The sequence below is a fragment of the Streptomyces cylindrosporus genome (assembly GCF_022698165.1).
In the GTDB taxonomy this organism is placed as follows: domain Bacteria; phylum Actinomycetota; class Actinomycetes; order Streptomycetales; family Streptomycetaceae; genus Streptomyces; species Streptomyces cylindrosporus.
This window is the reverse complement of sequence record NZ_JALDAY010000005.1, coordinates 427,388-453,056: the sequence shown is the minus strand read 5'-3', so window position 1 is coordinate 453,056 and position 25,669 is coordinate 427,388. Positions and strand designations below refer to the sequence as shown.

Annotated in this window: 21 protein-coding genes and 1 pseudogene; 10 read left to right on the top strand and 12 right to left on the bottom strand. The window is 72.3% G+C overall.

Translation table 11 applies throughout. The features are described 5' to 3' along the window. Window positions 1–5: 5 nt before the first annotated feature. The 4 genes from MQP27_RS18385 to MQP27_RS18370 are packed head-to-tail and all read right to left on the bottom strand — an operon-like array spanning window position 6 to window position 5,068. Complete coding sequence (locus tag MQP27_RS18385) at window positions 6–656, bottom strand: GTP-binding protein (protein WP_372511224.1); 651 nt, start codon at window positions 654–656, stop codon at window positions 6–8. Beyond that, the gene (locus MQP27_RS18380; RefSeq protein ID WP_242766273.1) at window positions 637–1,065 is read right to left on the bottom strand and encodes a DUF742 domain-containing protein; all 429 of its coding nucleotides are present in this window, start codon (window positions 1,063–1,065) and stop codon (window positions 637–639) included. The genes MQP27_RS18385 and MQP27_RS18380 overlap by 20 nt, the downstream gene beginning before the upstream one ends. Continuing rightward, window positions 1,062–1,562: a roadblock/LC7 domain-containing protein gene (locus tag MQP27_RS18375; protein WP_242766272.1), complete on the bottom strand. Its 501-nt coding sequence runs from the start codon at window positions 1,560–1,562 to the stop codon at window positions 1,062–1,064. Before MQP27_RS18375 ends, MQP27_RS18380 begins: the two co-directional genes overlap by 4 nt. Next, window positions 1,559–5,068 (bottom strand): sensor histidine kinase, encoded by a 3,510-nt coding sequence (locus tag MQP27_RS18370; RefSeq protein WP_443735755.1) that lies wholly within the window; start codon window positions 5,066–5,068, stop codon window positions 1,559–1,561. Before MQP27_RS18370 ends, MQP27_RS18375 begins: the two co-directional genes overlap by 4 nt. Window positions 5,069–5,445: 377 nt before the next feature. On the opposite strand from MQP27_RS18370, the gene MQP27_RS18365 reads away from it, so the two are divergent. Then, the gene (locus MQP27_RS18365) at window positions 5,446–6,234 is read left to right on the top strand and encodes a protein phosphatase 2C domain-containing protein (protein WP_242766270.1); all 789 of its coding nucleotides are present in this window, start codon (window positions 5,446–5,448) and stop codon (window positions 6,232–6,234) included. Window positions 6,235–6,334: 100 nt separating this feature from the next. Here MQP27_RS18365 and MQP27_RS18360 read toward each other — a convergent pair whose 3' ends face one another. Beyond that, window positions 6,335–6,826, bottom strand: coding sequence for a MarR family winged helix-turn-helix transcriptional regulator (locus MQP27_RS18360; protein WP_242766269.1), 492 nt, complete (start codon window positions 6,824–6,826; stop codon window positions 6,335–6,337). A gap of 191 nt (window positions 6,827–7,017) precedes the next feature. Here MQP27_RS18360 and MQP27_RS18355 point away from each other — a divergent pair, with 191 nt between their 5' ends. Next, window positions 7,018–7,842, top strand: coding sequence for a lysozyme (locus tag MQP27_RS18355; protein WP_242766268.1), 825 nt, complete (start codon window positions 7,018–7,020; stop codon window positions 7,840–7,842). A 93-nt stretch (window positions 7,843–7,935) separates the two neighbouring features. Here MQP27_RS18355 and lon read toward each other — a convergent pair whose 3' ends face one another. Next, window positions 7,936–10,350, bottom strand: a complete 2,415-nt coding sequence (gene lon / locus MQP27_RS18350; RefSeq protein WP_242766267.1) for an endopeptidase La — start codon at window positions 10,348–10,350, stop codon at window positions 7,936–7,938. 295 nt (window positions 10,351–10,645) lie between these two features. On the opposite strand from lon, the gene MQP27_RS18345 reads away from it, so the two are divergent. After that, window positions 10,646–12,133, top strand: a complete 1,488-nt coding sequence (locus MQP27_RS18345; protein ID WP_242766266.1) for a sulfatase family protein — start codon at window positions 10,646–10,648, stop codon at window positions 12,131–12,133. Window positions 12,134–12,206: 73 nt separating this feature from the next. Then, a complete protein-coding gene (locus tag MQP27_RS18340) occupies window positions 12,207–13,124 on the top strand; it encodes an SMP-30/gluconolactonase/LRE family protein (protein ID WP_242766540.1) in 918 nt (305 codons plus the stop codon). An 11-nt stretch (window positions 13,125–13,135) separates the two neighbouring features. On the opposite strand, the gene MQP27_RS18335 is transcribed toward MQP27_RS18340, so the two are convergent. Further along, window positions 13,136–13,894 (bottom strand): rhomboid-like protein, encoded by a 759-nt coding sequence (locus MQP27_RS18335; RefSeq protein WP_242766265.1) that lies wholly within the window; start codon window positions 13,892–13,894, stop codon window positions 13,136–13,138. A gap of 122 nt (window positions 13,895–14,016) precedes the next feature. Next, window positions 14,017–14,676 (bottom strand): TetR/AcrR family transcriptional regulator, encoded by a 660-nt coding sequence (locus MQP27_RS18330; protein ID WP_242766264.1) that lies wholly within the window; start codon window positions 14,674–14,676, stop codon window positions 14,017–14,019. Between the two features lie 179 nt (window positions 14,677–14,855). On the opposite strand from MQP27_RS18330, the gene MQP27_RS18325 reads away from it, so the two are divergent. After that, the gene (locus tag MQP27_RS18325) at window positions 14,856–16,142 is read left to right on the top strand and encodes an MFS transporter (RefSeq protein WP_242766263.1); all 1,287 of its coding nucleotides are present in this window, start codon (window positions 14,856–14,858) and stop codon (window positions 16,140–16,142) included. A gap of 27 nt (window positions 16,143–16,169) precedes the next feature. Beyond that, window positions 16,170–17,924: a glycoside hydrolase family 3 protein gene (locus MQP27_RS18320; RefSeq protein WP_242766262.1), complete on the top strand. Its 1,755-nt coding sequence runs from the start codon at window positions 16,170–16,172 to the stop codon at window positions 17,922–17,924. On the opposite strand, the gene MQP27_RS18315 is transcribed toward MQP27_RS18320, so the two are convergent. From MQP27_RS18315 to MQP27_RS50965, 3 genes are all read right to left on the bottom strand, one after another. Continuing rightward, on the bottom strand, window positions 17,914–18,309 hold the full coding sequence (locus MQP27_RS18315; RefSeq protein ID WP_242766261.1) for a hypothetical protein: 396 nt from the start codon (window positions 18,307–18,309) through the stop codon (window positions 17,914–17,916). The two genes, MQP27_RS18320 and MQP27_RS18315, sit on opposite strands and share 11 nt — an antisense overlap. Further along, window positions 18,306–18,680 carry a cupin domain-containing protein gene (locus tag MQP27_RS18310; RefSeq protein ID WP_242766260.1) on the bottom strand — a complete coding sequence of 125 codons (375 nt, stop codon included), beginning with the start codon at window positions 18,678–18,680 and terminating at the stop codon, window positions 18,306–18,308. Before MQP27_RS18310 ends, MQP27_RS18315 begins: the two co-directional genes overlap by 4 nt. 71 nt (window positions 18,681–18,751) lie before the next feature. Beyond that, window positions 18,752–21,451 (bottom strand): ATP-binding protein, encoded by a 2,700-nt coding sequence (locus MQP27_RS50965; RefSeq protein WP_278196211.1) that lies wholly within the window; start codon window positions 21,449–21,451, stop codon window positions 18,752–18,754. Window positions 21,452–21,700: 249 nt separating this feature from the next. Here MQP27_RS50965 and MQP27_RS18300 point away from each other — a divergent pair, with 249 nt between their 5' ends. After that, window positions 21,701–22,165, top strand: coding sequence for a hypothetical protein (locus tag MQP27_RS18300; protein ID WP_242766259.1), 465 nt, complete (start codon window positions 21,701–21,703; stop codon window positions 22,163–22,165). 9 nt (window positions 22,166–22,174) lie between these two features. On the opposite strand, the pseudogene MQP27_RS51650 reads toward MQP27_RS18300, so the two are convergent. Next, window positions 22,175–22,696, bottom strand: a pseudogene (locus tag MQP27_RS51650) (ATP-binding protein); the annotation flags it as partial. Window positions 22,697–22,910: 214 nt separating this feature from the next. Here MQP27_RS51650 and MQP27_RS18295 point away from each other — a divergent pair. From MQP27_RS18295 to MQP27_RS18285, 3 genes are all read left to right on the top strand, one after another. Further along, window positions 22,911–23,588 carry a spermine/spermidine synthase domain-containing protein gene (locus tag MQP27_RS18295; protein WP_242766258.1) on the top strand — a complete coding sequence of 226 codons (678 nt, stop codon included), beginning with the start codon at window positions 22,911–22,913 and terminating at the stop codon, window positions 23,586–23,588. Between the two features lie 141 nt (window positions 23,589–23,729). Beyond that, the gene (locus MQP27_RS18290; protein ID WP_242766257.1) at window positions 23,730–24,467 is read left to right on the top strand and encodes a response regulator transcription factor; all 738 of its coding nucleotides are present in this window, start codon (window positions 23,730–23,732) and stop codon (window positions 24,465–24,467) included. Further along, the gene (locus MQP27_RS18285; RefSeq protein ID WP_242766256.1) at window positions 24,464–25,576 is read left to right on the top strand and encodes a HAMP domain-containing sensor histidine kinase; all 1,113 of its coding nucleotides are present in this window, start codon (window positions 24,464–24,466) and stop codon (window positions 25,574–25,576) included. The genes MQP27_RS18290 and MQP27_RS18285 overlap by 4 nt, the downstream gene beginning before the upstream one ends. Window positions 25,577–25,669 lie beyond the last annotated feature (93 nt).

The following is a 25,669-nucleotide window of genomic DNA, read 5'->3' as shown; positions in this document are numbered from 1 at the left end:
TACTCCTACTCCGGTGTTTCGTCGAGCGCGTGGGCGACGAGGGACAGGAGGGTCTCGATGACCGAGATCCGCCGCCGCGCATCCATGATCATTACAGGTATGTGCGCGGGGATCGTCAACGCCTCCCGCACGTCCTCCGGTTCGAAGCGCTCGCTGCCGTCGAAGTGGTTGACCGCGACGACGTACGGCAGTCCGCAGCTCTCGAAGTAGTCGAGCGCGGGGAAGCAGTCCTTCAGCCGCCGGGTGTCGGCCATCACGACCGCGCCGATGGCGCCGCGCACCAGGTCGTCCCACATGAACCAGAACCGCTGCTGGCCCGGTGTGCCGAACAGGTAGAGCACCAGGTCGTCGTCGAGCGTGAGGCGGCCGAAGTCCATGGCCACGGTGGTGGTCAGCTTGCCGGGCGTGGCGGTGAGGTCGTCGGTCTCCTCGCTCGCCTCGGTCATCAGCGCCTCGGTCTGGAGCGGGGTGATCTCCGAGACGGCGGTGACGAGGGTGGTCTTGCCGACGCCGAAGCCTCCCGCCACGACTATCTTCGTGGCGATGGGGGCGCGGGTGCGGTCCGTCTGCCAGGACTTCAGGTCCTCGTCGGTGTCCGCGGTGTCCGCGAAGGCGGTGTCCCCAAAGGCGGTGTCTCTAAAGGCGACGGAGTCCACTGAGCACCCTTTCCAGCAGAGCGCGGTCGGGTCGGCCGGTCCCGTGGCCCGTCCCGGTGCCGTACACACGGATCTTTCCCTGGTCCGCGAGGTCGCTGAGCAGCACGCGGACCACGCCGAGCGGCATCTTCAGCATCGCGGCGATCTCGGCCACCGTGCGCATACGGCGGCAGAGTTCGACGATGGCCTGCATCTCGGGCATGACCCGGGTGCTGAGGGAACCATTCGTCAGTTCCTTGCGCTCCTCCGGCGCTTCGAGGGCCGCCACGAAGGTCTCGACCAGGAGGACATGCCCGAAGCGGGTACGGCCGCCGGTGAGCGAGTACGGGCGGACGCGGGCGGGCTTGCGGTCGCCGCCGCGGACGGGGAGCGTCTGTTTGCTCGGCTTGGGCTTCGGCGGCTTCGTCATCGGGCGCTCCCGGCGGACTCCTGCTCCAGTGATTTCCGTAGCTCGCTGCGGAGTTCGGGGGTCAGCACGTGGCCGGCGCGGCCGACGAACAGGGCCATGTGGTACGCCACCACGCTCATGTCGCAGTCCGCGGAGCCGTGCACACCGAGCAGGGAGCCGTCGCTGATCGACATCACGAACAGGCTGCCCTCGTCCATCGCGACCATCGTGTGCTTCACGGCGCCGGAGTCCATCAGCTTGGCGGCGCCGATGGTGAGGCTGCCGATGCCGGAGACGATGGTGGCGAGGTCGGCGGAGGAACCCCGGGGGCCCCTGCTCTGCGGGGTCTTGGCGCGGGCCTCCTCGTTTCGGCCCGGGTCGGAGGAGAGCAGGAGCAGGCCGTCCGACGAGACCACCGCTACTGACTGGATGCCCGGCACCTCCTCGACCAGGTTCGTCAGCAGCCAGTGCAGGTTGCGGGCCTCACTGCTGAGTCCGAAGGTACTGGGCGCGGTCAACTGCTTGCCTCCTCGACAGTGCCCCCCGTGGCTTCTTCGGATACGGCTGATTCGGATACGGCTGGTTCGGTGGCCGGCACCTTGTTCTGAGCGGTCTGTTCGGCGATCTCCGCCTCTACGTCGCGGTAGCCGGCGGCGGCGCCGCGACGGAAGCCGCCGAGCCTGCGGCGGAGAGCCTCGGCGTCGACGCTGCCGCTGCGCTGGCGCGGGGGTGGGGCGGGGGCGGTGATCCTGGGGGTGCGCTTGGGGAGGCCCTTGGCGGTGAGGGGCTCTTCGTCGTCGGCGGTGCGGGTGTGTTCGGTGCCGTGCCCACCCGCCCCACCCGTGCGACTTTCGTGGTCGGGTGCGGGTGGCCCCAGCGGGGCGAAATCACCGTCGGCGGCCGCGGGTTGGGGGTGGGTGGGCACGGAGCGGGCCGGGGTGGGCGCCGAACGGGCATGAGTGAACGGCCCGTCGGGCGGGGTGAGCCCAGCGGCGATGGCGGGCTCGTCGGCAGGGGTGAGCCAAGCGTCAATGGCCGGCCCGTTATGCGGGGTGGGCCCAGCGTCTACGGCGGGTTCGGCGTGCGGGGCGGGCCCAGCGTGCGGGGCGGGCCCAGCATGTGGGGCGGGCTCATCGTGCGGGGTGGGCCCCGCGTGCGCAGTAGGCGCAGCGTATGGGGCGGGCTCATCGTGCAGGACGGGCCCAGCCTGCGCGGCGGGTTCAGCGTGCGCGGCGGGTTCGGCGTGCAGGGCGGGACCAACGTGCGGGGCAAGCTCATCGTGCTGGATGGGCCCCGCGTGCGCAGCAGGCCCAGCGTCTGGGGCGGGCTCATCGTGCAGGACGGGCCCAGCCTGCGCGGCGGGTTCAGCGTGCGCGGCGGGCCCAGCCTGCGCGGCCGGTTCGGCGTGCGGGCCCTGGGGCAGGGGCTCTTTCTCTGCCGGGACCGGCGCCAGGAGTTCCATCGTGGTTTCGGAGGGGCGTTCCGGCGTCGGCGCTCGACCGGGAACCGGTACCGCACCGGGCTCAGTGGCCGCCGGCTCGGCATCGATCGTCGTGGCCGTCGGCGCTTGTGGCTCCGCCGGCCTCTCCCCCGCCGACTCGATCCCAACCGTCGGCCCCTCTTGCGCCGGGCGCTCCCCCGCCGATTCCCGCTCCCCGGCCGACCTCGTCTCCGCCGGCCTCTCCCCCGTCGACCTCCTCTCCGCGGGCTCCTCCCCCGCCGCCCCCTCCCGTACCGCCTTCTCGTCCCGAACCGCCTCCTCCTGTACCGCCTTCTCCGCCAGGGCCACCAAGGGGTCCGTCTTCGGGCGGGTCGGGAGGACGTTGGAGTTGGCTTCCGCGTCGGCGCCCGGGAGGGTGAAGGTGTGGGGGGTGCCGGGGAGGTGGGAGGGGGATGTCGGGATCGCCGATGACGGGGCCGGTGCCAGTAGAGGCTTCGGTAGGACCACCACCGCCGCCACCCCGCCCTGCTTCTGCTCGCGCAGCTGCACGCGGACGCCGTGCCGGTGGGCCAGGCGGGCGACGACGTAGAGGCCGAGGCCCAGGCCCTCCTCGCCCTCCTGGTCGTACGGGGACTCGGGGTCGAAGTCGGTCAGGCGGGCGTTGAGGCGGACCATGCGGTCCGGCGTCATGCCGATGCCCTCGTCCTGGACGGAGAGCATGACCTCGCCGTTCTCCAGCAGCCAGCCGGAGACCTCGACCGGCATGTCCGGCGGGGAGAAGGAGGTGGCGTTCTCCATCAGTTCGGCGAGGAGGTGCGAGAGGTCGTCCGCGGCGAAGCCGGCCACATGGGCGTGCGGCGGCAGGGCCGCGATGCGGACACGCTCGTAACGCTCGATCTCGCTGACCGCCGCCCGGACGACGTCGACCAGCGGGACCGGGCCCGCGTGCTGCTGGACGTGTTCGGTGCCGGCGAGGACGAGGAGGTTCTCGCTGTGGCGGCGCATGACCGTGGCGAAGTGGTCGAGCTTGAAGAGGGTGGCCAGCCGCTCGGGGTCCTGCTCGCGCTCCTCCAGGCCCTCGATGACGGCCAGTTGGCGCTCGACGAGGCCGAGCGTGCGCAGCGAGAGGTTCACGAAGGTGCCGCCGATGCTGTCCCGCAGCCGCTCCAACTGAGCTGCGGAGTCGGCGAGTTCGGCGCGCAGTTCCTCGCGGGCGTCGGCCATCTTCTGGCGCTGGCCGACCAGGTGCTTGCGGTCGGACTCCAGCGTGGCGATGCGCTCGTGCAGGGCGGCGGCGTGCGCGTGCAGGGCGTTGACGGAGCGTACGACCTGGGCGAACTCGTCGTTGCGGCCGGTGAAGGTGACCGGTTCCTCGGCGGCGGGGTTCTCGGCCTCGGCCAGGCGTGCCGAGCCGCGGCGCAGCACCGAGAGGGGGCGGGTGAGGGTGCGGGCCATGGCCGTGGCGATGCCGACGGCGACCAGCATCAGGGCGCCGAGGACCGCGACACGGATCTCCAGCGCGGTGACGTCATCGTCGCGCAGCCGGGCGAGGTCCTTGGTGCGGCGCTCGTAGAGGGCCGACTCGGCGCCGCGCATCAGCTCGACGCGCGCGGAGAGGGCGTCGTCGACCTTGGTCGCGCTGGTGTCGAGTTCGGACGTGGAGAGGGTCGGCTGGTCGGTGAGGGACGCCAGGTACTTCTCGGCGGAGTTCACCTCGGGGCCGGTGACCGTGCTGTCGTACGAGTTCCGGGCCGCCTTGGGGGCGGTCTCGCGGAAGTCGGTAAGGGCCGCGTCGGAGCGGACCCGGGCCTGCTGGGCGGCGGCCGTCAGCGCGTCGCGGGTCTTGGTGTCGGCGGCCGAGGAGCTGGTCGTGGTGGTCGGCAGGCCGGTGACGGGGCTGATGACGGTCTGGGTGGTCCGCGGCACGCTGAGCGCGGCGAGCAGCAGCCCGCGGGCGGCGGCCGACTGCTGTACGGCGGAGTCGAGCTCGGCGAGCGAGTACGCCCCCGAACCGGCCCTCGACGGCATCCGCTCGGCGAGTCGCTCCGCGAGCCCGTGCAGGTCGGTGATGGCGGCCGAGTAGGCGTCGTGCGCCTCCAGGACGCTGCTCTTGCCGGTGAGCGCGGCCCGGCGCAGGGCGTCGATGCCGTCGAGGTCGCCGCGCAGGTCGCTCGGGAGGTCCGGGTCGGCGCGCAGTTCCTCGACCTGCCGGTCGACGCGGGCGCTGCGCTGCTCGGAGGGCGCCTTGGACTTGGCGCGGCCGGCCGCGATGTACGTGGTGACCTCGTCCCGCTCGTCGGCGAGCGAGTGGGCCAGCGCGAGGGCGTCCTGGGTCTGCTCGGCCAGGGTCACCAGGTCCTGGGAGTCCTTCAGCTGCCCGGAGGCGGCGAGCACGGACGGGGCTCCGGCGCCGGCGATGGCGGCGGCCACCACGGCCACGGCGACGATCAGCCGGTTGCGTACGTGGGTGGGCCGGCCCTTGCCGGTGACGGTGGCGGAAGCGGGTTCCGGCCCCCCTGCGGAGGCCGTCTGCTTGCCTGTGCTGCCTGTGCTGTCTGTGCGACGAGGCCGCGTCTTCTGCACCGGTGCTCGCATTCCTGACTCGTGATCCCCTGGGCCTTGGTGACGTTCCGTCAACTCTCGTCGACAATACGTGCACCCGATACGGCTCCCGACCCTCCCAACTCCCGTGGGCAGTGGCCGCGCATCACCTGACCCGCCACCCGAAGGAGTGAACATCGGAGGGGAGTTGGCGAGCAAGTTCCTCCGACGTCTTCACAGGCCCTTCCGGGCGGGCCGGTTGGACGTCTTCGCCGAGCGGTGGGAGCATATGCCGCCGCGCATTCCCGGAAGGCCGAATTCCACCCCAAATCAGGCGCCTGACCTGCGCGGGTGCGTCAATTCGGCGACCGTTGCCCGCCTTTGGTGAAGCCTGTGGAGACGTCGTGCAGACTGGCCGAATGCGTACGGAACTTGTCTCGGAGCCCGGCGACCCGGACCGCCCCAACGAGGACTTCGCCGCCGTCGTCCTGCCCGCCTCCGGCCAGGGCGGCGCCCTGGTGATCCTGGACGGAGTGACGCCGCCGCGCGACGGGACCGGGTGTCTGCATTCCGTCCCCTGGTACGTCGCCCGGCTGGGCGGCGCCCTGACCGAACTGACCGTTTCCCGCCCGGATGTTCCGCTGGCCGGGGCCCTCGCGCGGGCGATCGCTCGCACAGCTGAAGCACATGCCGAGGCCTGTGACCTTTCTCACCCGCGCACCCCACAGGCCACGGTGGTCACGGCGCGCTGGTCGCCGGAGACGGTCGAGTACCTGGTCCTGTCGGACTCGGCCCTCCTCGTGGAGTCATCGGAGGGCTCGGTGACGGCCGTACTGGACGACCGCCTGTCCCGCCTCCCCCGCTCGGCCCTGGCGACGGACGCCCTGGTGGACGCCAACGTCCGCAACAAGGAGGGCGGCTTCTACACGGCGGCGGCGGACCCGTCGGTGGCGGAGCGGGCGGTCACGGGCACGCTGCCGCGGGCCACCGTACGGGCCCTGCTGGGCATGACGGACGGGGCGACGCGGTGGGTGGAGAAGTTCCGGGAGGGCGACTGGGCGGACTGCTTCCGGTTCGTGCGGAAGGAGGGGGCACAGGCGCTCGTGGACCGGGTACGGGAGCTGGAGCGGAGGGACGCGGAGAAGCGGGCGTACCTGCGACGGAGCAAGACGCACGACGACGCGTCGGTGGTGTACGCGGAGCTGTGACCGCCCCGCGCAAGGAGGGAGAGGGAGGGCGGGCGGCGGCCGAAAGCACGATGACGGACCCACGTCGCATCGACGGCTCCGGTCTCCCGAACGCCCGTTCCTACCGCTCCATCACCCGGTTCAACTGCCCCAGCAACCGCGCCAGTTCCGACACCTCGCGCCGGTCCCAGTGGGCCAGCTGGCTGACGTACCGGCCTCGCCGTGCGTCCCGGACCTTGCTCACGCGGGCGCGGCCCTCCTCCGTGAGGTGGACCAGCCAGGCGCGGCCGTCGGCCGGATCGGGCTCGCGGGCGACCAGGCCTAGGTCCTCCAGGGCGCGCAGCTGGCGGGACATGGTGGCCTTGCCGACGCCGATGTACCCGGCGAGTTCCGTCGCCCGCTGGCGGCCGCACTCGTCCAGCCGGATGAGCAGGCCGTACGCCGCCGACTCCAGGTCCGGGTGGACCTCGCGGGCCATCTCGCCCTGGTTGGCGCGGGCCCGCCGGAACAGGATCGTCAGTTCGCGCTCCAGGGACAGGTACTCCTGGTCTGCACCACTCGGCGACGCCTGCGCCTCTCCGCGGCGTTCCCCGCCGTTTCCGCCTTCGTGCACGTCAGCCCCTGCCTCGGTTTTCCCGTACCTGAAAGTTTCCGCCAGACCCCGTCATCGCCGCAGCTCCACAAGTATTTCGCAGGGCTAGACCAACGGCAGCCTCCACCCCCTCTTCACACCCGCTTCTCTACGTGCGTAGCGTCGTCGGCGTTTCCCCCCACCGAGCATCACCGAGCCTTCGGAGGCACGCCATGCCCGTGCACAGACCGAACCCGCTCCGCCCCCGGCGCCTCTTCCTCGCCGGACTCCTGCTCGCCACCCTCACCCTCACCCTCGCCCTCACCGCCCCCGCCGACGCGGCGACGACGCCGTCCCGCGGCTCCGCCTACATGGGCATGGGCGTACTCGCCCACGACGGCAGCAACGGCACCCCGTCCACCGGCGACGCCACCCAGACCGAGGGTGTGGACGTTGCCAGCTACCAGGGCAACGTCGCCTGGTCGACCCTGTGGAGCAGCGGGGTCAAATGGGCGTACACCAAGGCGACCGAAGGGACGTACTACACGAACCCCTACTTCGCCCAGCAGTACAACGGCTCTTACAACGTCGGCATGATCCGCGGCGCCTACCACTTCGCCACCCCCGACACCACGAGCGGCGCCACCCAGGCCAACTACTTCGTCGACCACGGTGGCGGCTGGTCCAAGGACGGCAAGACCCTCCCCGGCGCCCTGGACATCGAGTGGAACCCGTACGGCGCCGCCTGCTACGGCAAGTCGCAGAGCGCGATGGTCAGCTGGATCGCGGATTTCCTGAACACGTACAAGGCCCGGACCGGCCGGGACGCGGTCATCTACACGGCCACCAGCTGGTGGACCGACTGCACCGGCAACTACTCCGGCTTCGCGTCCGCCAACCCGTTGTGGATCGCGCGCTACGCGTCGGACGTGGGGACGCTGCCGGCGGGGTGGTCGTACTACACGATGTGGCAGTACACCTCGTCCGGACCGACGGTCGGCGACCACGACAAGTTCAACGGGGCGCTGGACCGGGTCGTCGCCCTCGCCAACGGCTGAGCCAACGGCTGACGCATCGGCTTACATCGGCTTACGGAGAAGGCCCGGGCCTCCCTCACGGGACCCGGGCCTTCCCCTATCCGGTGGCGTCCGTCACGCCGCCACCGGAACCTCCGGCTTCGCGTCGCTCGTCGCGGGCGCGAGGGCCAGTTCCAGGACCTGGCGGACGTCCGTGACGGCGTGGACGTCGAGCTTGTCGAGGACCTCCGTCGGGACGTCGTCCAGGTCGGCTTCGTTGCGCTTCGGGATGATCACCGTCGTGACGCCGGCGCGGTGTGCCGCCAGCAGCTTCTGCTTCACGCCGCCGATCGGGAGGACCCGCCCGGTCAGGGAGACCTCGCCCGTCATCGCCACGTCCGTGCGGACCAGCCGGCCGGACAGCAGCGACGCCAGCGCCGTCGTCATCGTGACGCCCGCGCTCGGGCCGTCCTTCGGGACCGCGCCCGCCGGGAAGTGGATGTGCACACCCCGGTCCTTCAGGTCGGCCACCGGGAGTTCCAGCTCCGCGCCGTGACTGCGCAGGAAGCTCAGCGCGATCTGCGCCGACTCCTTCATCACGTCGCCCAGTTGGCCCGTCAGGGTCAGACCCGCCGCGCCCGTCTCCGGGTCCGCGAGGGACGCCTCCACGAACAACACGTCTCCGCCGGCGCCGGTGACCGCGAGGCCGGTGGCGACACCCGGTACCGCCGTGCGCCGCTCCGCCGGGTCCTGGGCGGACTCGGGGACGTGGTGCGGGCGGCCGATCAGGGCGCGCAGGTCGGCGTCCGTGATGGTGAACGGCAGTTCGCGGTCGCCCAGTTCGTGCTGTGCCGCGACCTTGCGCAGCAGCCGCGCGATCGAGCGCTCCAGGGTGCGGACGCCCGCCTCGCGCGTGTACTCGCCGGCCAGCTTGCGCAGGGCGCTCTCGTCCAGGGTCACCTCGTCCTTGTCCAGCCCCGCCCGCTCCAGCTGGCGCGGGAGCAGGTGGTCGCGGGCGATGACGACCTTCTCGTCCTCGGTGTAGCCGTCCAGGCGGACCAGTTCCATGCGGTCGAGCAGCGCCTCCGGGATGGCCTCCAGGACGTTCGCCGTGGCCAGGAACACCACGTCGGACAGGTCGAGTTCGACCTCCAGGTAGTGGTCGCGGAAGGTGTGGTTCTGCGCCGGGTCGAGGACTTCGAGCAGGGCCGCGGCCGGGTCGCCGCGGAAGTCCGAGCCGACCTTGTCGATCTCGTCGAGCAGGACCACCGGGTTCATGGACCCGGCCTCCTTGACGGCCCGCACGATACGGCCGGGCAGCGCGCCGACGTACGTACGGCGGTGGCCGCGGATCTCCGCCTCGTCGCGGACGCCGCCGAGGGCGACGCGGACGAACTTGCGGCCCATGGCGTGCGCGACGGACTCGCCGAGCGAGGTCTTGCCGACGCCGGGCGGGCCGACGAGCGCCAGGACGGCACCGCCGCGGCGGCCGCCGATCACGCCGAGGCCGCGGTCGGTACGGCGCTTGCGCACCGCCAGGTACTCGGTGATGCGCTCCTTCACGTCCTCCAGGCCCGCGTGCTCGGCGTCCAGGATCGCCTTGGCGCCCTGGATGTCGTACGCGTCCTCGGTGCGGGAGTTCCACGGCAGTTCGAGGACGGTGTCCAGCCAGGTGCGGATCCAGGAGCCCTCGGGCGACTGGTCGGAGGACCGCTCCAGCTTGTCGACCTCCTTGAGCGCGGCCTCACGGACCTTCTCCGGCAGGTCGGCGGCCTCGACGCGGGCACGGTAGTCGTCGGACTCCTCGCCGTCCTTCTCGCCGTTCAGCTCGCGCAGTTCCTTGCGTACGGCTTCCAGCTGGCGGCGGAGCAGGAACTCGCGCTGCTGCTTGTCGACGCCCTCCTGGACGTCCTTGGCGATGGTCTCGGCGACGTCCTGCTCGGCGAGGTGGTCGCGCAGCTGGGTGGTGGCGAGCTTGAGGCGGGCCACCGGGTCGGCGGTCTCCAGCAGTTCGATCTTCTGCTCGGTGGTCAGGAAGGGCGAGTAGCCGGAGTTGTCGGCGAGCTGGGAGACGTCGTCGATGGCCTGGACGCGGTCCACGACCTGCCAGGCGCCGCGCTTGCGCAGCCAGGCGGTGGCGAGGGCCTTGTACTCCTTGACGAGTTCGGTGACATGGCCCGGCAGGGGCTCGGGGGTCTTCTCGTCGACACGGGTGCCCTCGACCCACAGGGCGGCGCCCGGGCCGGTGGTGCCGGCGCCGATACGGACGCGGCCACGGCCGCGGATCAGGGCGCCGGGGTCACCGTCGGCCAGCCGGCCGACCTGCTCGACGGTGCCGAGCACACCGGTGCCCGGGTAGGTGCCGTCGATGCGTGGGACCAGCAGCACCCGGGGCTTGCCGGGTTCTGATCGGGCGGCGGCCTGGGCGGCCTCCACCGCAGCGCGTACGTCGGCGTCGTTCAGGTCCAGCGGGACCACCATGCCGGGCAGCACGACCTCGTCGTCGAGCGGCAGCACGGGCAGGGTGAGCGTTGCGGACGTCGAAGCCATGATTTTCCTTCCGGCAGCCAAGTTGAGTTATGTCGACTCAATGCACGGCGGGCCACCAATGTTCCCCGTGTGCTGTTCGCTGTCAGCGATCGGGCGTTGAGCTGGGCATTCGGCCCACCCACGGGGTCCGGGCAGGGCTCGGTACCGAAAGAACACCGCAAGCTCATCGTCGTAATCCCGCAATCGCATTCACAGGAACGGCCTGCACACTGCAAGCTCGCTCACAGGTTGCGTGTGCGCCGAAGCGACGCATTACGGGGACTTACGGGGATTTGCCGGGGACTTGGGGACATCGATGAGCCAGGAGCAGCGGCGGGGGCCTGCCCGGCGTGCCGTGATCGCGGGGGCCGCCGTGGTGGCCGCCGGGGCGGCGGTGCCGCTGGTGGCGCGGGCCGTCGGGAAAGAGGACGGCACCCCCGCCGTCAGCCACGCCCACACCGCCGCGCCCGCCGTGAGCCGGGCCGCCTCCCCCACCCCGTACCGACGGCCCCGTTCGGACCACCGGCCCAACATCCTCTTCGTGCTCACCGACGACCAGCCGAAGGAGACCGACTGGGCCCTGCCGCAGACGCTCGACTGGCTCGGCGGGAACGGCACCACCTTCGGCCGGGCGCACGCCAACACCCCGCTGTGCGCGCCCTCCCGGGCCTCGATCATGTCGGGCCGGTACGCGCACAACCACGGCGTCCTCGACACCCGGCACCCGTACCACCTGGACCAGCGCACCACCGTCCAGCGGCGGCTGCACGAGGCCGGCTACCGCACCGGGCTGTTCGGCAAGTACCTCAACTTCTGGCACACCGGCGACAACCCGCCGCACTTCGACGAGTGGCTCCTCCAGGAGCCAGTGGCGTACTACAACGGCCACTACAACGACAACGGGATCGTCCGGAACATCCCCGGCTACAACACGACCGTCATCAAGGACCGCGCCCTCGCCTTCATCGAGCAGTCCCGGGTCGACGACCGGCCCTGGTTCGCGTACGTCGCCACCCGCAGCGCGCACGAGGTGAACATCCCGGAGCGGCGGTACGCGCACGCGCGCGTGCCCGACTGGGACGGGCGGCCCTCGGTGTTCGAGAGCGACAAGGCCGACAAGCCGCCGTTCCTGCGCAGGGCCGACCACTCCCTCGCCCAGGGGCGGGCGCTGCGCGAGCGGCAGTTGAGGACGCTGCTGTCGGTGGACGACGCGATGCGTGACTTCCGCGAGAAGCTGCGGTCGCTGGGGCAGCTGGAGAACACCCTCGTCGTGTTCACCAGCGACCACGGGCTGTGCTGGGGGGACCACGGCTGGCTGCGCAAGTCGGTGCCGTACCGGCCGAGTCTGGAGGTGCCCTTCCTCGCGTCCTGGCCCGCCGGCGGTCTCGGCGAGGCCCGCACCGACGACCGGCTCACCGCGCACGTCGACATCGCGCCGACCTTCCTGGACGCGGCCGGCCTCGCCCCGGACACCCCCCTCGACGGCCACTCCCTCCTCGACCGGCGCAACGACCGCACCCATCTGCTCGCCGAGTGGTGGTGGAACCGGCAGGACAAGCAGCCGATCCACACCTGGGCGACGTACATCGGCAAGGGCGAGCAGTACACGGAGTACTACCGGACGCGGCTGGACGGGTCCGGCCGTCCGAAGGGCAGCGGTGAGGTGCTGTTCCGGGAGTACTACGACCTCGCCGCCGACCCCTACCAGCTGAGCAATCTGCTGCACGGGGCGAGCCAGGAGCGGGAACTGCGGCTGGGGATCCCCGGGTTGGCCCAGCGGTTGGCGGCCGCCCGGCGGGCCTGACCGGGTTACCTTGCATCCCGTCCTGATCGACAGCGGCGACAGCGGCGACATCAGCGAGGGGAAGTGGGCGGTCATGCCGGGTCATATCGTCAAGGGGCTGTACGAGGTCCTGGACGACCGTTTCAGCAGCGGGCGCTGCACGAACGGCGACGGCAGGCTGGAGGTGCTGTACGACGGGTGCCGGTGGGCCGAGGGGCCGGTGTACCTGCCCGCCTGGCGGCAGCTGGTCTGGAGCGACATCCCGAACGACCGGCTGCTGCGCTGGGACGAGGGCAGCGGCGCGGTGAGCGTCTTCCGGGCCGGCGCCGGGCACGTGAACGGCAACACCGTGGACCGGCAGGGGCGGCTCGTGAGCTGTGAGCAGGGCAACCGCCGGGTGACCCGCACGGAGCCCGACGGCTCGCTCACGGTCCTCGCCGACCGTTACGCGGGCAAGCGGCTGAACAGCCCGAACGACTCCGTCGTGCGCTCCGACGGCACGGTCTGGTTCTCCGACCCGGACTTCGGGATTCTGAGCGACTACGAGGGGCATCGCGCCGAGTCGGAGATCGGCGCGTGCAACGTCTACCGGATCGATCCGGTGAGCGGGCGGGTGCACCTCGCCGCGGACGGTTTCGACGGCCCCAACGGCGTCATCCTGTCCCCCGACGAGCGGCGGCTGTACGTCTCCGACTCGCGGGCCGCGCGCATCCGCGTCTTCGACGTGGCCGAGGACGGCACGCTGTCGGGCGACAGGGTCTTCGCGGAGGCGGCGAAGGGCGTCCACTACGACAACATCCGTCTCGACGACCAGGGACGGCTGTGGGCCGCGGCCCTGGAGGACGGCGTCCACTGCTACGACCCCGACGGCACCCTGCTCGGCCGCATCCTCGTCCCCGAAACGGCCTCCAACATCACCTTCGGCGGCCCGAAGAACAACCGCCTGTTCATCACGGCCACGACCTCGCTGTACTCCCTGGTGATGTCGGTGACCGGGGCGCCGCGGGTCTGACCCGGCGGGTCTCAGGAGGCGGACGCCCGTGCCCACCGCCGGATCATCGGCCAGGTCGACACGCCTATCGCCAGGGAGATCAGGTGGCCCCAGTTGGTCATCGGGTCGGTGAACTCGTACAGGTCCTCCAGGAGCATGCCGCCGAACAGGAGCAGCATGGGCCAGCGGAGCCAGGGGCGGACCAGGCCGGCCAGGGCGCCGACGCTCGTCGCCACGCCGAAGCTGATGCCGTAGTCGAGGCGGTGCAGGGAGCTGTCCGGCAGGTGGCCGAACAGGACCGCGAAGCCCACCGTGCCCTCGGTGGCGAGCGTGGCCAGGACGTGCCCGAGCAGGAAGACGACGGCGGTGCGGGCGCCGCCGATCCGGCGCTCCAGGGCGGTCAGGACCAGGAGGAAGCAGAGGGCGTACGGCGAGACCAGCCCGCCCGCGACCCACAGCGCGCTGGCGAGCAGGACCAGGACGGGCGTGCGGATCAGGTGGGCCACGTCCGTGCTGGAGCCCTGGTGGAGGGCGTGCACGAGGGAGGGGGAGGCGTACGTGGTGATCAGCGAGGTGACGGCCAGGAGGGCTGCGAAGCCGAAGGTGAACGGCGTTCCGGTCGGGGTCGGCAGGAGGCGCCAGGGGCGTGGGAGGCGGGTCGCGGGGGCCGGGAGCGGGGCCGTGACCGTGGGAGCCGGGACGCGCTGGCGGGGCAGAGCGTCGAGCAGGCCGGAGACCTCGGGGAGCGGCGCGGCCAAGGGCTTGGCGTCGGCCGTCGCGGCGTTTTCCACGGGGCGGGGCTCCTTCCGTTCACACCCCACCTTTCGGCTCACCACAGGCCCCTGTCTATGACGGACGCCACGCGAGGGCCGATTCACAGCAACCTTTAAGGGTCTTCTGGCGTCCCGCTCATCTACGCGTCGCCGGGCAGCCCTGTTCCGGCCGTGGTGATGGCGCGCAGCAGCCGGTCGGCGTACTGGCGGAAGCGGCCGACCATGTCGAAGCCCTTGGGGTCGAGCACCCACTGGAGCTGGAGGCCGTCCATGACGGCGGCGGTCTCCTGCGCGACGGCGACGACGTCGGTGTCCGCCCGCAACTCGCCGCTGTCGACGGCGTGTTGGAGGGACGCGGACATGACGTCCGTCAACTCCCGGTAGCGGCGCACGAAGTAGGCGTGGGCGGGGTGCCCGGGGTCGCCGGCCTCGGCGGCCAGGACGTTGAACATCCGGGTGCGGCCCAGGCGTTCGGCGTTGTACTGCTTGAGCCGGAGCAGCCCGACGTAGCACTCGGCGGCGGTGCCGTACTCGTTGGCGAAGAACCGCTCCTTGTCGTGCTGCTCGGTCCGCTCCAGGACCTGCACGAGGAGGTCCTCCTTGCTGCGGAAGTGGTGCAGCAGACCGCCCTGGGTGATGCCGACGTCCTTGGCGATGCGGGCCAGCGAGGAGGCGTGGAAGCCCCACTGCGCGAAGTGCTCGACGGCGGCGTCGAGGATGCGCAGGCGCCGCTCGTCGCCCACGGCGTATGTGCCGCGGCCTGGGCGTTTGCCGACGCTGCCGCTCTCCGTGCGCTCCATGTCCCTCACCCTAGCCGAGCCGCGGACCGGCGGTTACACGAGTCATCAAGCCCTTCCTTTCAAGCCATGTGCAGCGTGATTCTGGCCACTCGCATAAAACCTAGTACCCACTCGGTTTTGCTGGTTCCCTGAGCGGGCCGGTGCGGCGAAGAAGCCGCCCCCGTCCCCATGGAGTCGCCATGGCCCTGAGCCACGACGCGCCGCTCGACGAGACGACCTCCCCATCGTCCGCCGGGAATCCCGAGCCGTCCGCCCCCGCCAAGCTCGTCCTCGGCCTCGTCCTCGGACAGTTCGGCGCCTATCTCGCCGTGCTGACCCCGGTGATGGTGACCCTCGCCCTGCGGGTCGCCCAGATCGTCCCGGAGGCCGACCGGGGCGCCGCCCTCGGCCAGGTGCTGTCCGTGGGCGCCCTGCTGGCGATGCTCGGCAACCCCGTCTTCGGCGCCCTGTCCGACCGCACCACCAGCCGCTACGGCCGGCGCCGCCCGTGGCTGGTCGGCGGCATGGTGGCCGGCTTCGCGGGCCTGCTGGTGGTCGCCCTCGGCTCCAATGTCCTGACCCTGATGGCCGGTTGGGCACTGGCCCAGCTCGGCATCAACGCCTCCCTGGCCGCGCTCACGGCCACCATCCCCGACCTGGTCCCGCCGCGTCAGCAGGCCCGCGTCTCCGGCCTGGTCGGCAGCACGGTCTCCCTGTCGATGATCGGCGGCTCGGCACTGGCCCAGCTGTTCAGCGGCTCGATGGCCCTCGCCTTCCTGGTCCCCGGCGCCATCGGCATCGCCCTGGTCGGCTACCTGGCCACCGTGATGAAGGACCGCCCGGCCCGCGCCGGCGCCTTCGAGCCGTACTCCGTACGGGAGTTCCTGCGCAGCTTCTGGGTCAGCCCCCGCAAGCACCCCGACTTCGCGTGGAACTTCGCCGGCCGCTTCCTGGTCTTCACCGGCGCCTCCTGCGTCACCAGCTACCAGGTGTACTTCCTGATGGACCGCCTCGGCTACAGCGACTCCCAGGTCACCGGCAAGGTCCTCGTCGGCACCCTGGCGATGGTCGCCTCCACCGTCGTCGGCTCGCTGGTGGGCGGCCTGCTCTCGGACCGGTCCGGCCGCCGCAAGCCGTACGTCCTCGGCTCCTCGCTCGTCATGGCCGTCAGCCTGGCGCTGATCGCCTCGGCCCAGACCTTCGGGATGTACGTCCTCGCGCTGGTCGTCTTCGGTCTCGGCGAGGGCCTGTATCTGTCGGTCGACATGGCGCTGGCCGCGGCCGTGCTCCCCAACCCCGACGAATCGGCCAAGGACATGGGCGTGCTGAACATCGGCAACGCCCTCCCCCAGTCCCTCGTCCCCATCCTCGCCCCCGCGCTCCTCGCGATCGGCGGCGGCGGGAACTACGGCGCGCTGTTCCTGTTCGGCGCGATCGCCGCCGTACTGGGCGCGCTGGCCGTCCAGTTCGTCCGCTCGGTCAAGTAGATCCGCACGTATCGAAGGCAGTTGACGATGACCACGCACCCGTACCGCGATCCGGACCGCCCCGTCGACGAGCGCGTCGAGGACCTGCTCTCCCGGATGACCCTGGAGGAGAAGGCCGGCCAGCTCTTCCACACCATGCTCGCCATGGGACCCGGCGGCACCCTCGCCGAGAAGGGCGGCTTCCTCCGGTACGACACGACCGAGCTGATCGCGGGCCGCCATCTCACCCACTTCAACCTGATCGGCCAGGGCGGCGCCCGCGAGATGGCCCAATGGGCCAACCGCGTCCAGGAGTTGGCGGCGGGCACCCGCCTCGGCATCCCGGTCACCCTCTCCACCGACCCGCGCCACGCCTTCACCGACAACCCGGGCGCCTCCTTCCTGGCCGGCGACTTCTCCGCCTGGCCCGAGCCGCTGGGCCTGGCGGCGATCGGCGACCCGGCGCTCGTCGAGCGCTTCGCGGACACGGTCCGGCGCGAGTACCTGGCGGTCGGCTTCCGGGTCGCGCTGCACCCGCAGATCGACCTGGCGACCGAGCCGCGCTGGTCCCGGCAGTCGGGCACGTTCGGGTCGAGCGCGGAGGTGGCGGCGGAGCTCGTACGCGCGTACGTACGGGGACTTCAGGGGCCGGAGCTCGGGCCCGGGTCGGTCGCCGCGATGGTGAAGCACTTCCCGGGCGGCGGCGCCCAGAAGGACGGCGAGGACCCGCACTTCCCGTACGGGAAGGAGCAGGTGTACCCGGGCGGGATGCGCGAACACCACCTCGCGCCCTTCGTCGCGGCCATCGAGGCGGGCTGCTCGCAGATGATGCCCTACTACGGGCAGCCGGTCGGCACGGACTGGGAGGAGGTCGGCTTCGGCTTCAACAAGGACGTGCTGACGGGCCTGTTGCGGGAACGGCTCGGCTTCGACGGCATCATCTGCACCGACTGGGGCCTGCTCACCGACGCCGAGATCCTGGGCGAGCCGGCCGAGGCACGGGCCTGGGGCGTGGAGCACCTGAGCGTCGCCGAACGCGCGGCGAAGGCGCTGGACGCGGGGACCGACCAGTTCGGGGGCGAGCAATGCCCCGAGGTGATCGTGGAGTTGGTGCGTTCGGGGCGGATCGCGGAGGAGAGGATCGACGCGTCCGTACGACGGCTGCTGCGCGAGAAGTTCGTCCTCGGGCTGTTCGAGAACCGGTACGTCGATCCGGACCGGGCCGAGGAGACGGTGGGCGCGGCCGAGTTCACGGCGCTCGGCGAGGCGGCCCAGCGGCGGTCGCTGACCGTGCTGGCGGACCGGGGCGTGCTGCCGGTGACCGGGCGGCCCCGGCTGTACGTGCAGGGGGTGAGCGAGGGCGTGGCGGCGGAGTACGGGGAGGTGGTCGCCGACCCGGCGGAGGCGGATCTCGCCGTGCTGCGGCTGCGGACGCCGTACGAGCAACGGCCGGGCGCCTTCGAGTCGTTCTTCCACGCGGGCTCGCTGGCGTTCCCGGCGGAGGAGCTCAAGGAGATCCTGCGACTGCTGGACGCCGTACCGACGTTGGTGTGCGTGAACCTCGAACGGCCCGCGGTCCTGCCGGAGATCGCGGAACGGGCGGCAGCCCTCCTGGCCGACTTCGGGGCCTCGGACGCCGCCGTGCTGGACGTGACGTTCGGGCGGGCGAAGGCGGAGGGAAGGCTGCCGTTCGAGTTGCCGCGGTCGATGGAGGCCGTGGCCGCGGGACTGCCGGACGTGCCGAACGACACGGAGGACCCGGTGTTCCCGTACGGCCACGGACTGGGCGCGCCTACGGCCTGAGCAGGACGACGTCTCTCGCGTGCGCGGCCTGGGTGGCCGGGTCCCAGTCGCCCGTGCAGTACACGGACGCCTCGCTGATCGCGCCGTCACGGATCTCGGCGCGCATCAGCTCCCGGCAGTACCAGGTGCCCCGCTCGTCCTCCCACCGCTCCTCGAACTCCAGCACCAGCCCGGTCGGGGTCGGATCGACGCGGTGGCGGGGGACGGTGCCCAGGGCCGGGTGGCTGCGGCGGCGGACGGCGACGAGTTCGTCCCGGCCGGAGGTCTGCAACCGCCACTGCGGGACGGTCAGATCGAGGAAGACGTCGTCGGTGAACAGGCCCTCGGGGGCCGTGTTCGTCTCCAGGAAGCGCACGAAGAGGTCGGCGAGCTCCTTGACGTTCATGACATGGCCTCCGCGAGATTGCGGCCGACGACCTCCATCGTGCTGTTCAGCTCGGCGGTGGGGCTGAACTCGACGATCTCGGTGCCGGCGAAGATGAGCGGGAGGTGGCCGGGGGCGCCGTAGTAGGCGTCGCCGGCGTGGAAGACCTCGTCGTGGTCGGCGTAACGGAACACGATCTTCCCGCTGAGGACCTGGCCCCAGTGCGGGCACTGGCAGCGGTCGTCGGGCAGGCCCCGGAAGAGCGGTGCCGGGTCCATGTCCTCCTTCATGGTCTCGTACCCGACGGTGTACGGACCGACCTGGGCGTAGCGGCCCTCGATGACCGGCTCGTCGACCTGGAGCTCGGCCTCGGCCTTGGATGTACGGGGCATGGTGTCCTCCGTCGTCTCGTGGTTTCAACGGAGGAGGCGTGAGGTCGGGCGGCACGGTGTGAGGCGGGGCCTCACAGGCGCCAGGCGGGCGGCTCTTCGGGCCGGTAGACGCAGAGCGTGCCGGTGCGCAGGGCGGTCTCCAGGTGGCGGCCGAGTTCCGGGTGGGCCTCGCCGATCCGCTTCACGGCCGCCCGGACACGTGCGGTGACGGTCGTGCGGGCGCGCTCGGCGGGGGATCCGGTACGGCGGACCCGGCCACCGATGCCGTACGCCGCCGCGAGCTGCGCGACCAGCGCGTCCCGCTCGACGGCGGCCCGGGCGGAGCGGGCCGAGTCCCCGGCGGCGTCGGCGTCCTCGGCCTCCTCCTCCAGCTCCCGCAGCCTGCGCCGGTACGCGGCCCGGGCGGTGGCGTCGATCAGCTCGCCGGTGTCGCCCTGGAGGTGCAGGCCGTCGGCGTTCTCCGCCGCGGCGGGCGGTGCGGCGAGCTCGACGGCCGGGACGGGGGTGCCGGGACGGGCGAGGAGTACGGCGATGTCGTGCAGCCCCTTGCTGTCGGGGAGCCGGACGTCACGCCCGGCGTAGCGGAGGTGCCAGAGGGGGCCTTCGCGCCGGAAGACGAGGGTGTCCTGCACCGGGGCCGGGGCGTGGGCGTGCGCGTGGGACGGGGCGTGCGGGTGGGGCGGGGCGGGCGCGTGGGGCGGGGCGGGCGCGGGGGGCGGGGCGGGCGCGTGGGGCGGGGCCTCCGGGTCCGCGGCCGTGTCCGGCGTCCCGCCCGCGTTCGTCCCCGCCCGTGCCACCCCACCCGGCGTCTCCCCCGCGATCCGCTCCGTCAGCGCCACCGCGCCCGCCGCCTCCGCCGCCCGCAGTGCCCGCTCCCGGTGCGCGCGGGCCCGGTCGGTGTCCCCCATCGCCCTTGCCAGCAGCGCCAGATGACGGTCCACCGGGCCCCTGATCGCCGCGCCGATGCCCTCCACCGCGAACAGGTCGGCGTACGGGGCGAGCAGGTCGTACAGGACGGGCGCGGCGGGGTGGGAGCCGACGGCGGCGACCGTCTCCGCGGCCTGGGCCAGCATCGGCAGCCACTCGCTGTCGCGGGGCGCCCCGCCGAGCCGGGGTGCCACCGCGGAGAGGCGGCGCGCGGCCTCGTCCAGGCGGCCGAACTGCGCCGCGACCAGCCCGAGCGAGACGCGCGGCCACAGCATCGGGGAGTGTTCCAGCAGGGTCGCCTCCGCCCGCACCCGGGCCAGCCCGTCGAGGTCGCCCGTCTCGGCGTACAGGCACCAGCGCTGGGTGACGGCGAGCATGGCGGCGTTGTCGCTGCCGGCCCTGCGGCCGAGTTCCTCGACCTCGTCGAGCGCGGCGGCGCAGTCGTCGTAACGGCCCTCCATCAGTGCGCGCGTGCCGCGCCACAGCGGCACGTACCAGGCGTAGAGCGGTCGCCGCAGCGGCCGTACGACCGCCTCGTACGCCGCCGCCTCCGCCTCGGCCGCCGCGAACGCGCCCGTCTCCATCAGGGCGACCAGCCGCAGGCGCCGGCCGAGGAGTTCGAGCACGGGGTCGCGCAGGTCGCGGGCGATGGTGACGATCTGCGCGGTCCAGGTGAGCCGGTCGCGGCAGTGGTCGGGGCCGGGGCGGGCGTCGCACAGGGCGGCGAGGGCGGGGCCGAGGGTGGCGGGGTCGCCGGTCTCGCGGGCGGTGCGGACGGCTTCCTCGGCGAGGGCGACGCGCTGCCGCTCGGTCTCGACGAGGCCTGCGGCCAGGGAGAGCCGGGCGGTGACGGCGGCACGCAGGGCAGCGTGGGCGGGCCGACCGGCGAGTGCGTGCCGGGCCTCGGTCAGCAGGTCGAGCTGCTCCCGGTCCGCCAGATCGACCTCGAACCCGACGACGCCGGTACCGAGCCCGAGGGCTGCCCGGGCGAGGAGATCGGCCCGGCCGAGATCCCGGGCCAGCGCGGCGGCCTGGAGCAGCGCGCTTCGGGCGGGGCCTCGCTCGCCGGCGCCGAGGCGGGCGGAGCCGAGGCCGAGGAGGAGCTCGACCAGTTCTGAGGAAGCCGGGGAAGAAGACGAAGGGGACGAAGGGGATGTGGGCGCCACGGGAGGAGTGTCGGAGTCCGGCGCGGCGCCCGGCCCGGGGTCCGGCGCCGCACCGACCTCCACCGCTTCCTCCTCATCCGCCGCCCCCACCACACTCCACGCCTCCAGCGCGCGTTCGTACCACCGTGCCGCGTCCTCGAAGGCGAACAGGGTTTCCGCTCGGGTCGCCGCCTCGTGGGCGTAGTGGGCGGCCCGGGGGGCGTGTTCGGGGCCGGCGAGGAGGAGGTGGTGGGCGACCTCCGCGGGGCCCGTGTCGCGGCCCCGGCGGGCGTGACCGGCCAGGACGTCGGCCGCGGCGTGGTGCAGGGCGGTGCGCTCGGCCGGGGCGAGGGAGTCGTACACCGCGTCCCGGAGCAGGTCGTGGCGGAAGGCTCCCCGGTCGGCGCCGGCCTCCGCGAGCAGTCCGGCCCCGGCGGCCTCGCCCAGCAGCGCCCGCACCTCCCCCAACGGCACGTCCGCCGCCTCGGCCAGCACGTCGAGCCGGAAACGCGTGCCCAGTACGGCGGCCACGTCCAGCACGTGTGCCGCCCGAGGGGTCAGATCGGCCAACCGCTCCTGTACGGCGGCCCGCACGGCGACCGAGGAGACCCCGGGCCCGTCCACGGCGGACGGTGTGCCCCAACTGCCCGCCCGCAGCAGCTCGGTGACGAAGAAGGCGTCCCCACCGGTACGCCGCACAAGCCGCCGAACCTCGTCCTCGCCGGGATCCGCCCCCGTCACAGCCGCAACGAGCGCGGCAACATCCCGCACGCCCAGGGGCCCGAGCGGCAACACCCGCCCCCGCCGAAGCAACTGCCCCCGAACCCGAGCCCGCCCATCACCACCCCGCCGGCCCCCGGGGCTCCACCCCTCGCCCCCACCGTCGTCACCCCGCCCCTGGACGTCGGCCGTTCCCGCGCCCCCTGCCGGACCTTCGGCCACCCCTACATGCTCCCGCCTCGCGGCACCGCCACCGCCCTCGCCCCAGCCCTGAACGCCAGCCGCTCCACCGCCCCCTGCCCGCCCTTCGGCGACACCCACATCCCCCGGCTCCCCGTTCTTCCCTTCGTCACCGCCGCCCCCGCGACGGACACCAGCCATTCCGGCGCCCGCTGCCGCCCGACCTTCGGCCACCCCCACATCCCCCGACCCCCCGCTCCGCCCTTCACCACCGCCGCCCCCGCCACGGACACCAGCCACCCCGGCACCCGCTACCCGACCGTCGGCCGCCCCCGCGCCCCGCCTCTCGCCACCGCCGCCCCGGCCCTGAACGCCACCCACCGCCCCGCCCCCTGCCAGACCGTCGGCCACCCCCGCATCCCCGGGCCCCCCGCTCCACCCCTCGCCATCACCCTGGCCGCCACCACCCCGCACCCCCCAAGCCGCATCCTCGTCCCGAGCCGTGGCCAGTAGTAGGACCGGGGCCGTTCGTATCGCGTCCGCCGTTTCCAGGAGCAGGCGTAGGGACGACGTGTCGGCCGCGTGGGCGTCGTCCAGGATCAGGAGGAGGGGGTGGTGGTGGGCGGCCGTGGTCAGGAGGTCCGTCACGTCGCCCGTGAGGCGGAGCCGTGCCGCCTCCGGGTCCGCGCCGTGCAGGGCGGCCGGGCCCGAGCCCGAGACCAGGGCCCGCAACGGCGGTGAGCCGGCGACCAGGCGTCCGCACGCCGTGTCGGCCGCGGCCAGCTCCCGCAGCACCCGGGACCAGGGCCGGAAGGCCCGGCCGGCCGTCTCCGGCGGGCACCACGTCCACAGCGTGCGGAAGGCGTCGGCGTGTGCGGCAGCCTCCTCCGCGGTACGGGTCTTGCCCGCACCCGCGGGCCCGGTCAGCGTGACCAGCCCACCCCGGCCGCCCGCCGCCCGTTCCAGCGCGGCCCGCAGCTCGCCCAGCACGTCCTCGCGTCCCACGAACGGGTAGAACGCGTACGACGGGTCACTCGCGGCCATTCAGCCACCACGCATTTCTCGCCGCTCCATCGCCGGTCTCTCGTCGGTCTCCCGCTGCAAGGGACCTCCCCAGGAGCCTGCCGAGAGCCTGCTTAGAGCGTAGGCAGCGGCGCCGCCACACGCGAGGCACATGACCCTCACACAACCCGCACCATGCCCCGGACACCCCCTAATTCCCCGGCCCTCCCTTCCGCGTTCATGCAGGATGGGGACCATGAGCGTCTGCTACGACAACCCCGTGGTCCTGGACCGTCGTGAGGGCCCGTACGGCGAGGTCGTGCTGCGGCGGCACGGGGAGCTGCTGCAGATCATCGCCAACGGCTGCTTCCTCATGGACACCTCGGACGGTCGTTCCGAGCGCCTGCTCGTCGACGCCGCGCTCGCCGCCCTGGACGCCCGCGAACAGCCGAACGTGCTGATCGGAGGCCTGGGCGTCGGCTTCTCGCTCGCACACGCGGCGGCGAATCCCCGCTGGGGCGCCGTCACCGTCATAGAACGCGAACCCGCCGTCATCGACTGGCACCGCCACGGCCCGCTTTCCGAACTCTCGCGGGACGCACTCGCGGATCCGCGCACCGAGATCGTGGAAGCGGATCTCGTGGAATACGTCCATGAGACATCCGACACGTACGACGCGCTGTGCCTGGACATCGACAACGGGCCCGACTGGACCGTCACCGAGGGCAACGACGGCCTCTACTCGGCGTCCGGACTCGCAGGCTGCGCAAGGGTGTTGAAGCCGGGCGGGGTGCTCGCGGTGTGGTCCGCGCAGCCCTCTCCGGAATTTGAAGGAACACTGTGGAATGCCGGGTTCCAACAGGTGCGTACCGAAGAGATCCCGGTTGCCCGGGGCGTTCCGGACGTCGTACACCTCGCCGTACGACCTGGATAGCCCAGACGCGGTAACTCCCCGTACCCTGCTCACCTGACGCGGATCATTCAAGCGTCAATCGCAAGCATGCGCAGGCATAGCCAGGCAAAGCCAGTCAGAAGGAATGACCCCACGCATTCCGGAAAGCAACAGGGGCGGGCGATGGAGCAGACCCACACATCCCAGAACGGCACGACGGCGACCCCGGGCGCACAGCGCCGGGTGCTGGTGGTCGAGGACGACCCGACCATCGTCGACGCCATCGCGGCCCGCCTGCGCGCCGAGGGCTTCCTCGTGCAGACCGCGGGTGACGGCCCGGCCGCCGTCGACACCGCCGAGGCCTGGCAGCCCGATCTGCTGATCCTCGACATCATGCTGCCCGGCTTCGACGGTCTGGAGGTCTGCCGCCGTGTGCAGGCCGCCCGTCCGGTGCCGGTGCTGATGCTCACCGCGCGCGACGACGAGACCGACATGCTGGTCGGGCTCGGGGTCGGCGCCGACGACTACATGACCAAGCCGTTCTCCATGCGGGAGCTGGCCGCGCGGGTGCATGTGCTGCTGCGCAGGGTGGAGCGGGCGGCCCTGGCCGCGGCGACGCCCCGCTCCGGCATCCTGCGCCTCGGTGAGCTGGAGATCGACCACGCGCAGCGGCGGGTGCGGGTGCGCTCCGAGGACGTCCATCTGACGCCCACGGAGTTCGACCTGCTCGTGTGCCTCGCCAACACGCCCCGCGCAGTGCTCTCCCGGGAGCAGCTGCTGGCCGAGGTGTGGGACTGGGCGGACGCCTCGGGCACCCGGACCGTCGACAGCCACATCAAGGCGCTGCGCCGGAAGATCGGCGCCGAGCGGATCCGCACCGTGCACGGTGTGGGCTACGCGCTGGAGACCCCGACGCCATGAGCGGCGGTCCGGCCGCACGGAGAGGCCCCGGGGAGCCCGAGCCCTGGGGTGGGCTGCGCCCGTTCTCGATCAAGACGAAGCTGGGCGCGCTGGTCGTCATCGCGGTTCTCATCACCACCGGGCTGATGATGATCGCGATGCGTACGGCGACGGAGCTGCGCTTCATCACGGTCTTCTCGATGATCGCCACGCTGCTGATCACGCAGTTCGTGGCCCATTCGCTCACCGCGCCGCTGGACGACATGAACGCCGTCGCCGGCGCCATCTCGCACGGCGACTACACCCGCCGGGTGCGCGAGAACCGCCGGGACGAGCTGGGCGACCTGGCCCAGACGATCAACCGGATGGCCGACGACCTGGAGGCCCAGGACCGCCAGCGCAAGGAGCTGGTGGCCAATGTGTCGCACGAGCTCCGGACGCCCATCGCGGGGCTGCGCGCCGTCCTGGAGAACATCGTCGACGGCGTCACGACCGCCGACCCCGAGACCATGCGCACGGCCCTGAAGCAGACCGAGCGGCTGGGACGGCTGGTGGAGACGCTGCTCGACCTGTCCCGCCTGGACAACGGCGTCGTACCGCTTCGGCAGCGGCGCTTCGAGGTGTGGCCGTACCTGTCGGGCGTGCTGAAGGAGGCCAACATGGCCGTGCCCGCGCGCGCGGGCATCGCCTCGGGCTCCGGCAGCCACACGCGCACGGACGTCCATCTGCACCTCGACGTCTCCCCGCCGGAGCTGACCGCGCACGCGGACCCGGAGCGCATCCACCAGGTAGTGGCGAATCTCATCGACAACGCCGTCAAGCACAGCCCGCCGCACGGCCGCGTGATCGTGAAGGCCCGGCGCGGGGCGCTGCCCGAGTCGCTGGAGCTGGAGGTGCTCGACGAGGGCCCCGGCATCCCGCGCTCCGAGTGGCACCGCGTCTTCGAGCGCTTCAACCGCGGTGGTGCGGGCGCCTCGAACGGACAGGGCGGCGACGGCGGTACGGGCCTCGGGCTCGCGATCGCCCGCTGGGCGGTCGACCTGCACGGAGGCCGGATCGGAGTGGCCGAATCCGAGCGAGGCTGCCGGATTCTCGTCACCCTTCCGGGAGAGACATCCGTGCCAAGTTGACGTAAAGTCCGATCCGGAGCCCCAAGATCCACCTGCGTCCGGGCTGACGGACACGTGTGATCAGGCACACGCCCGCACGCTCAGCGTGCAGGG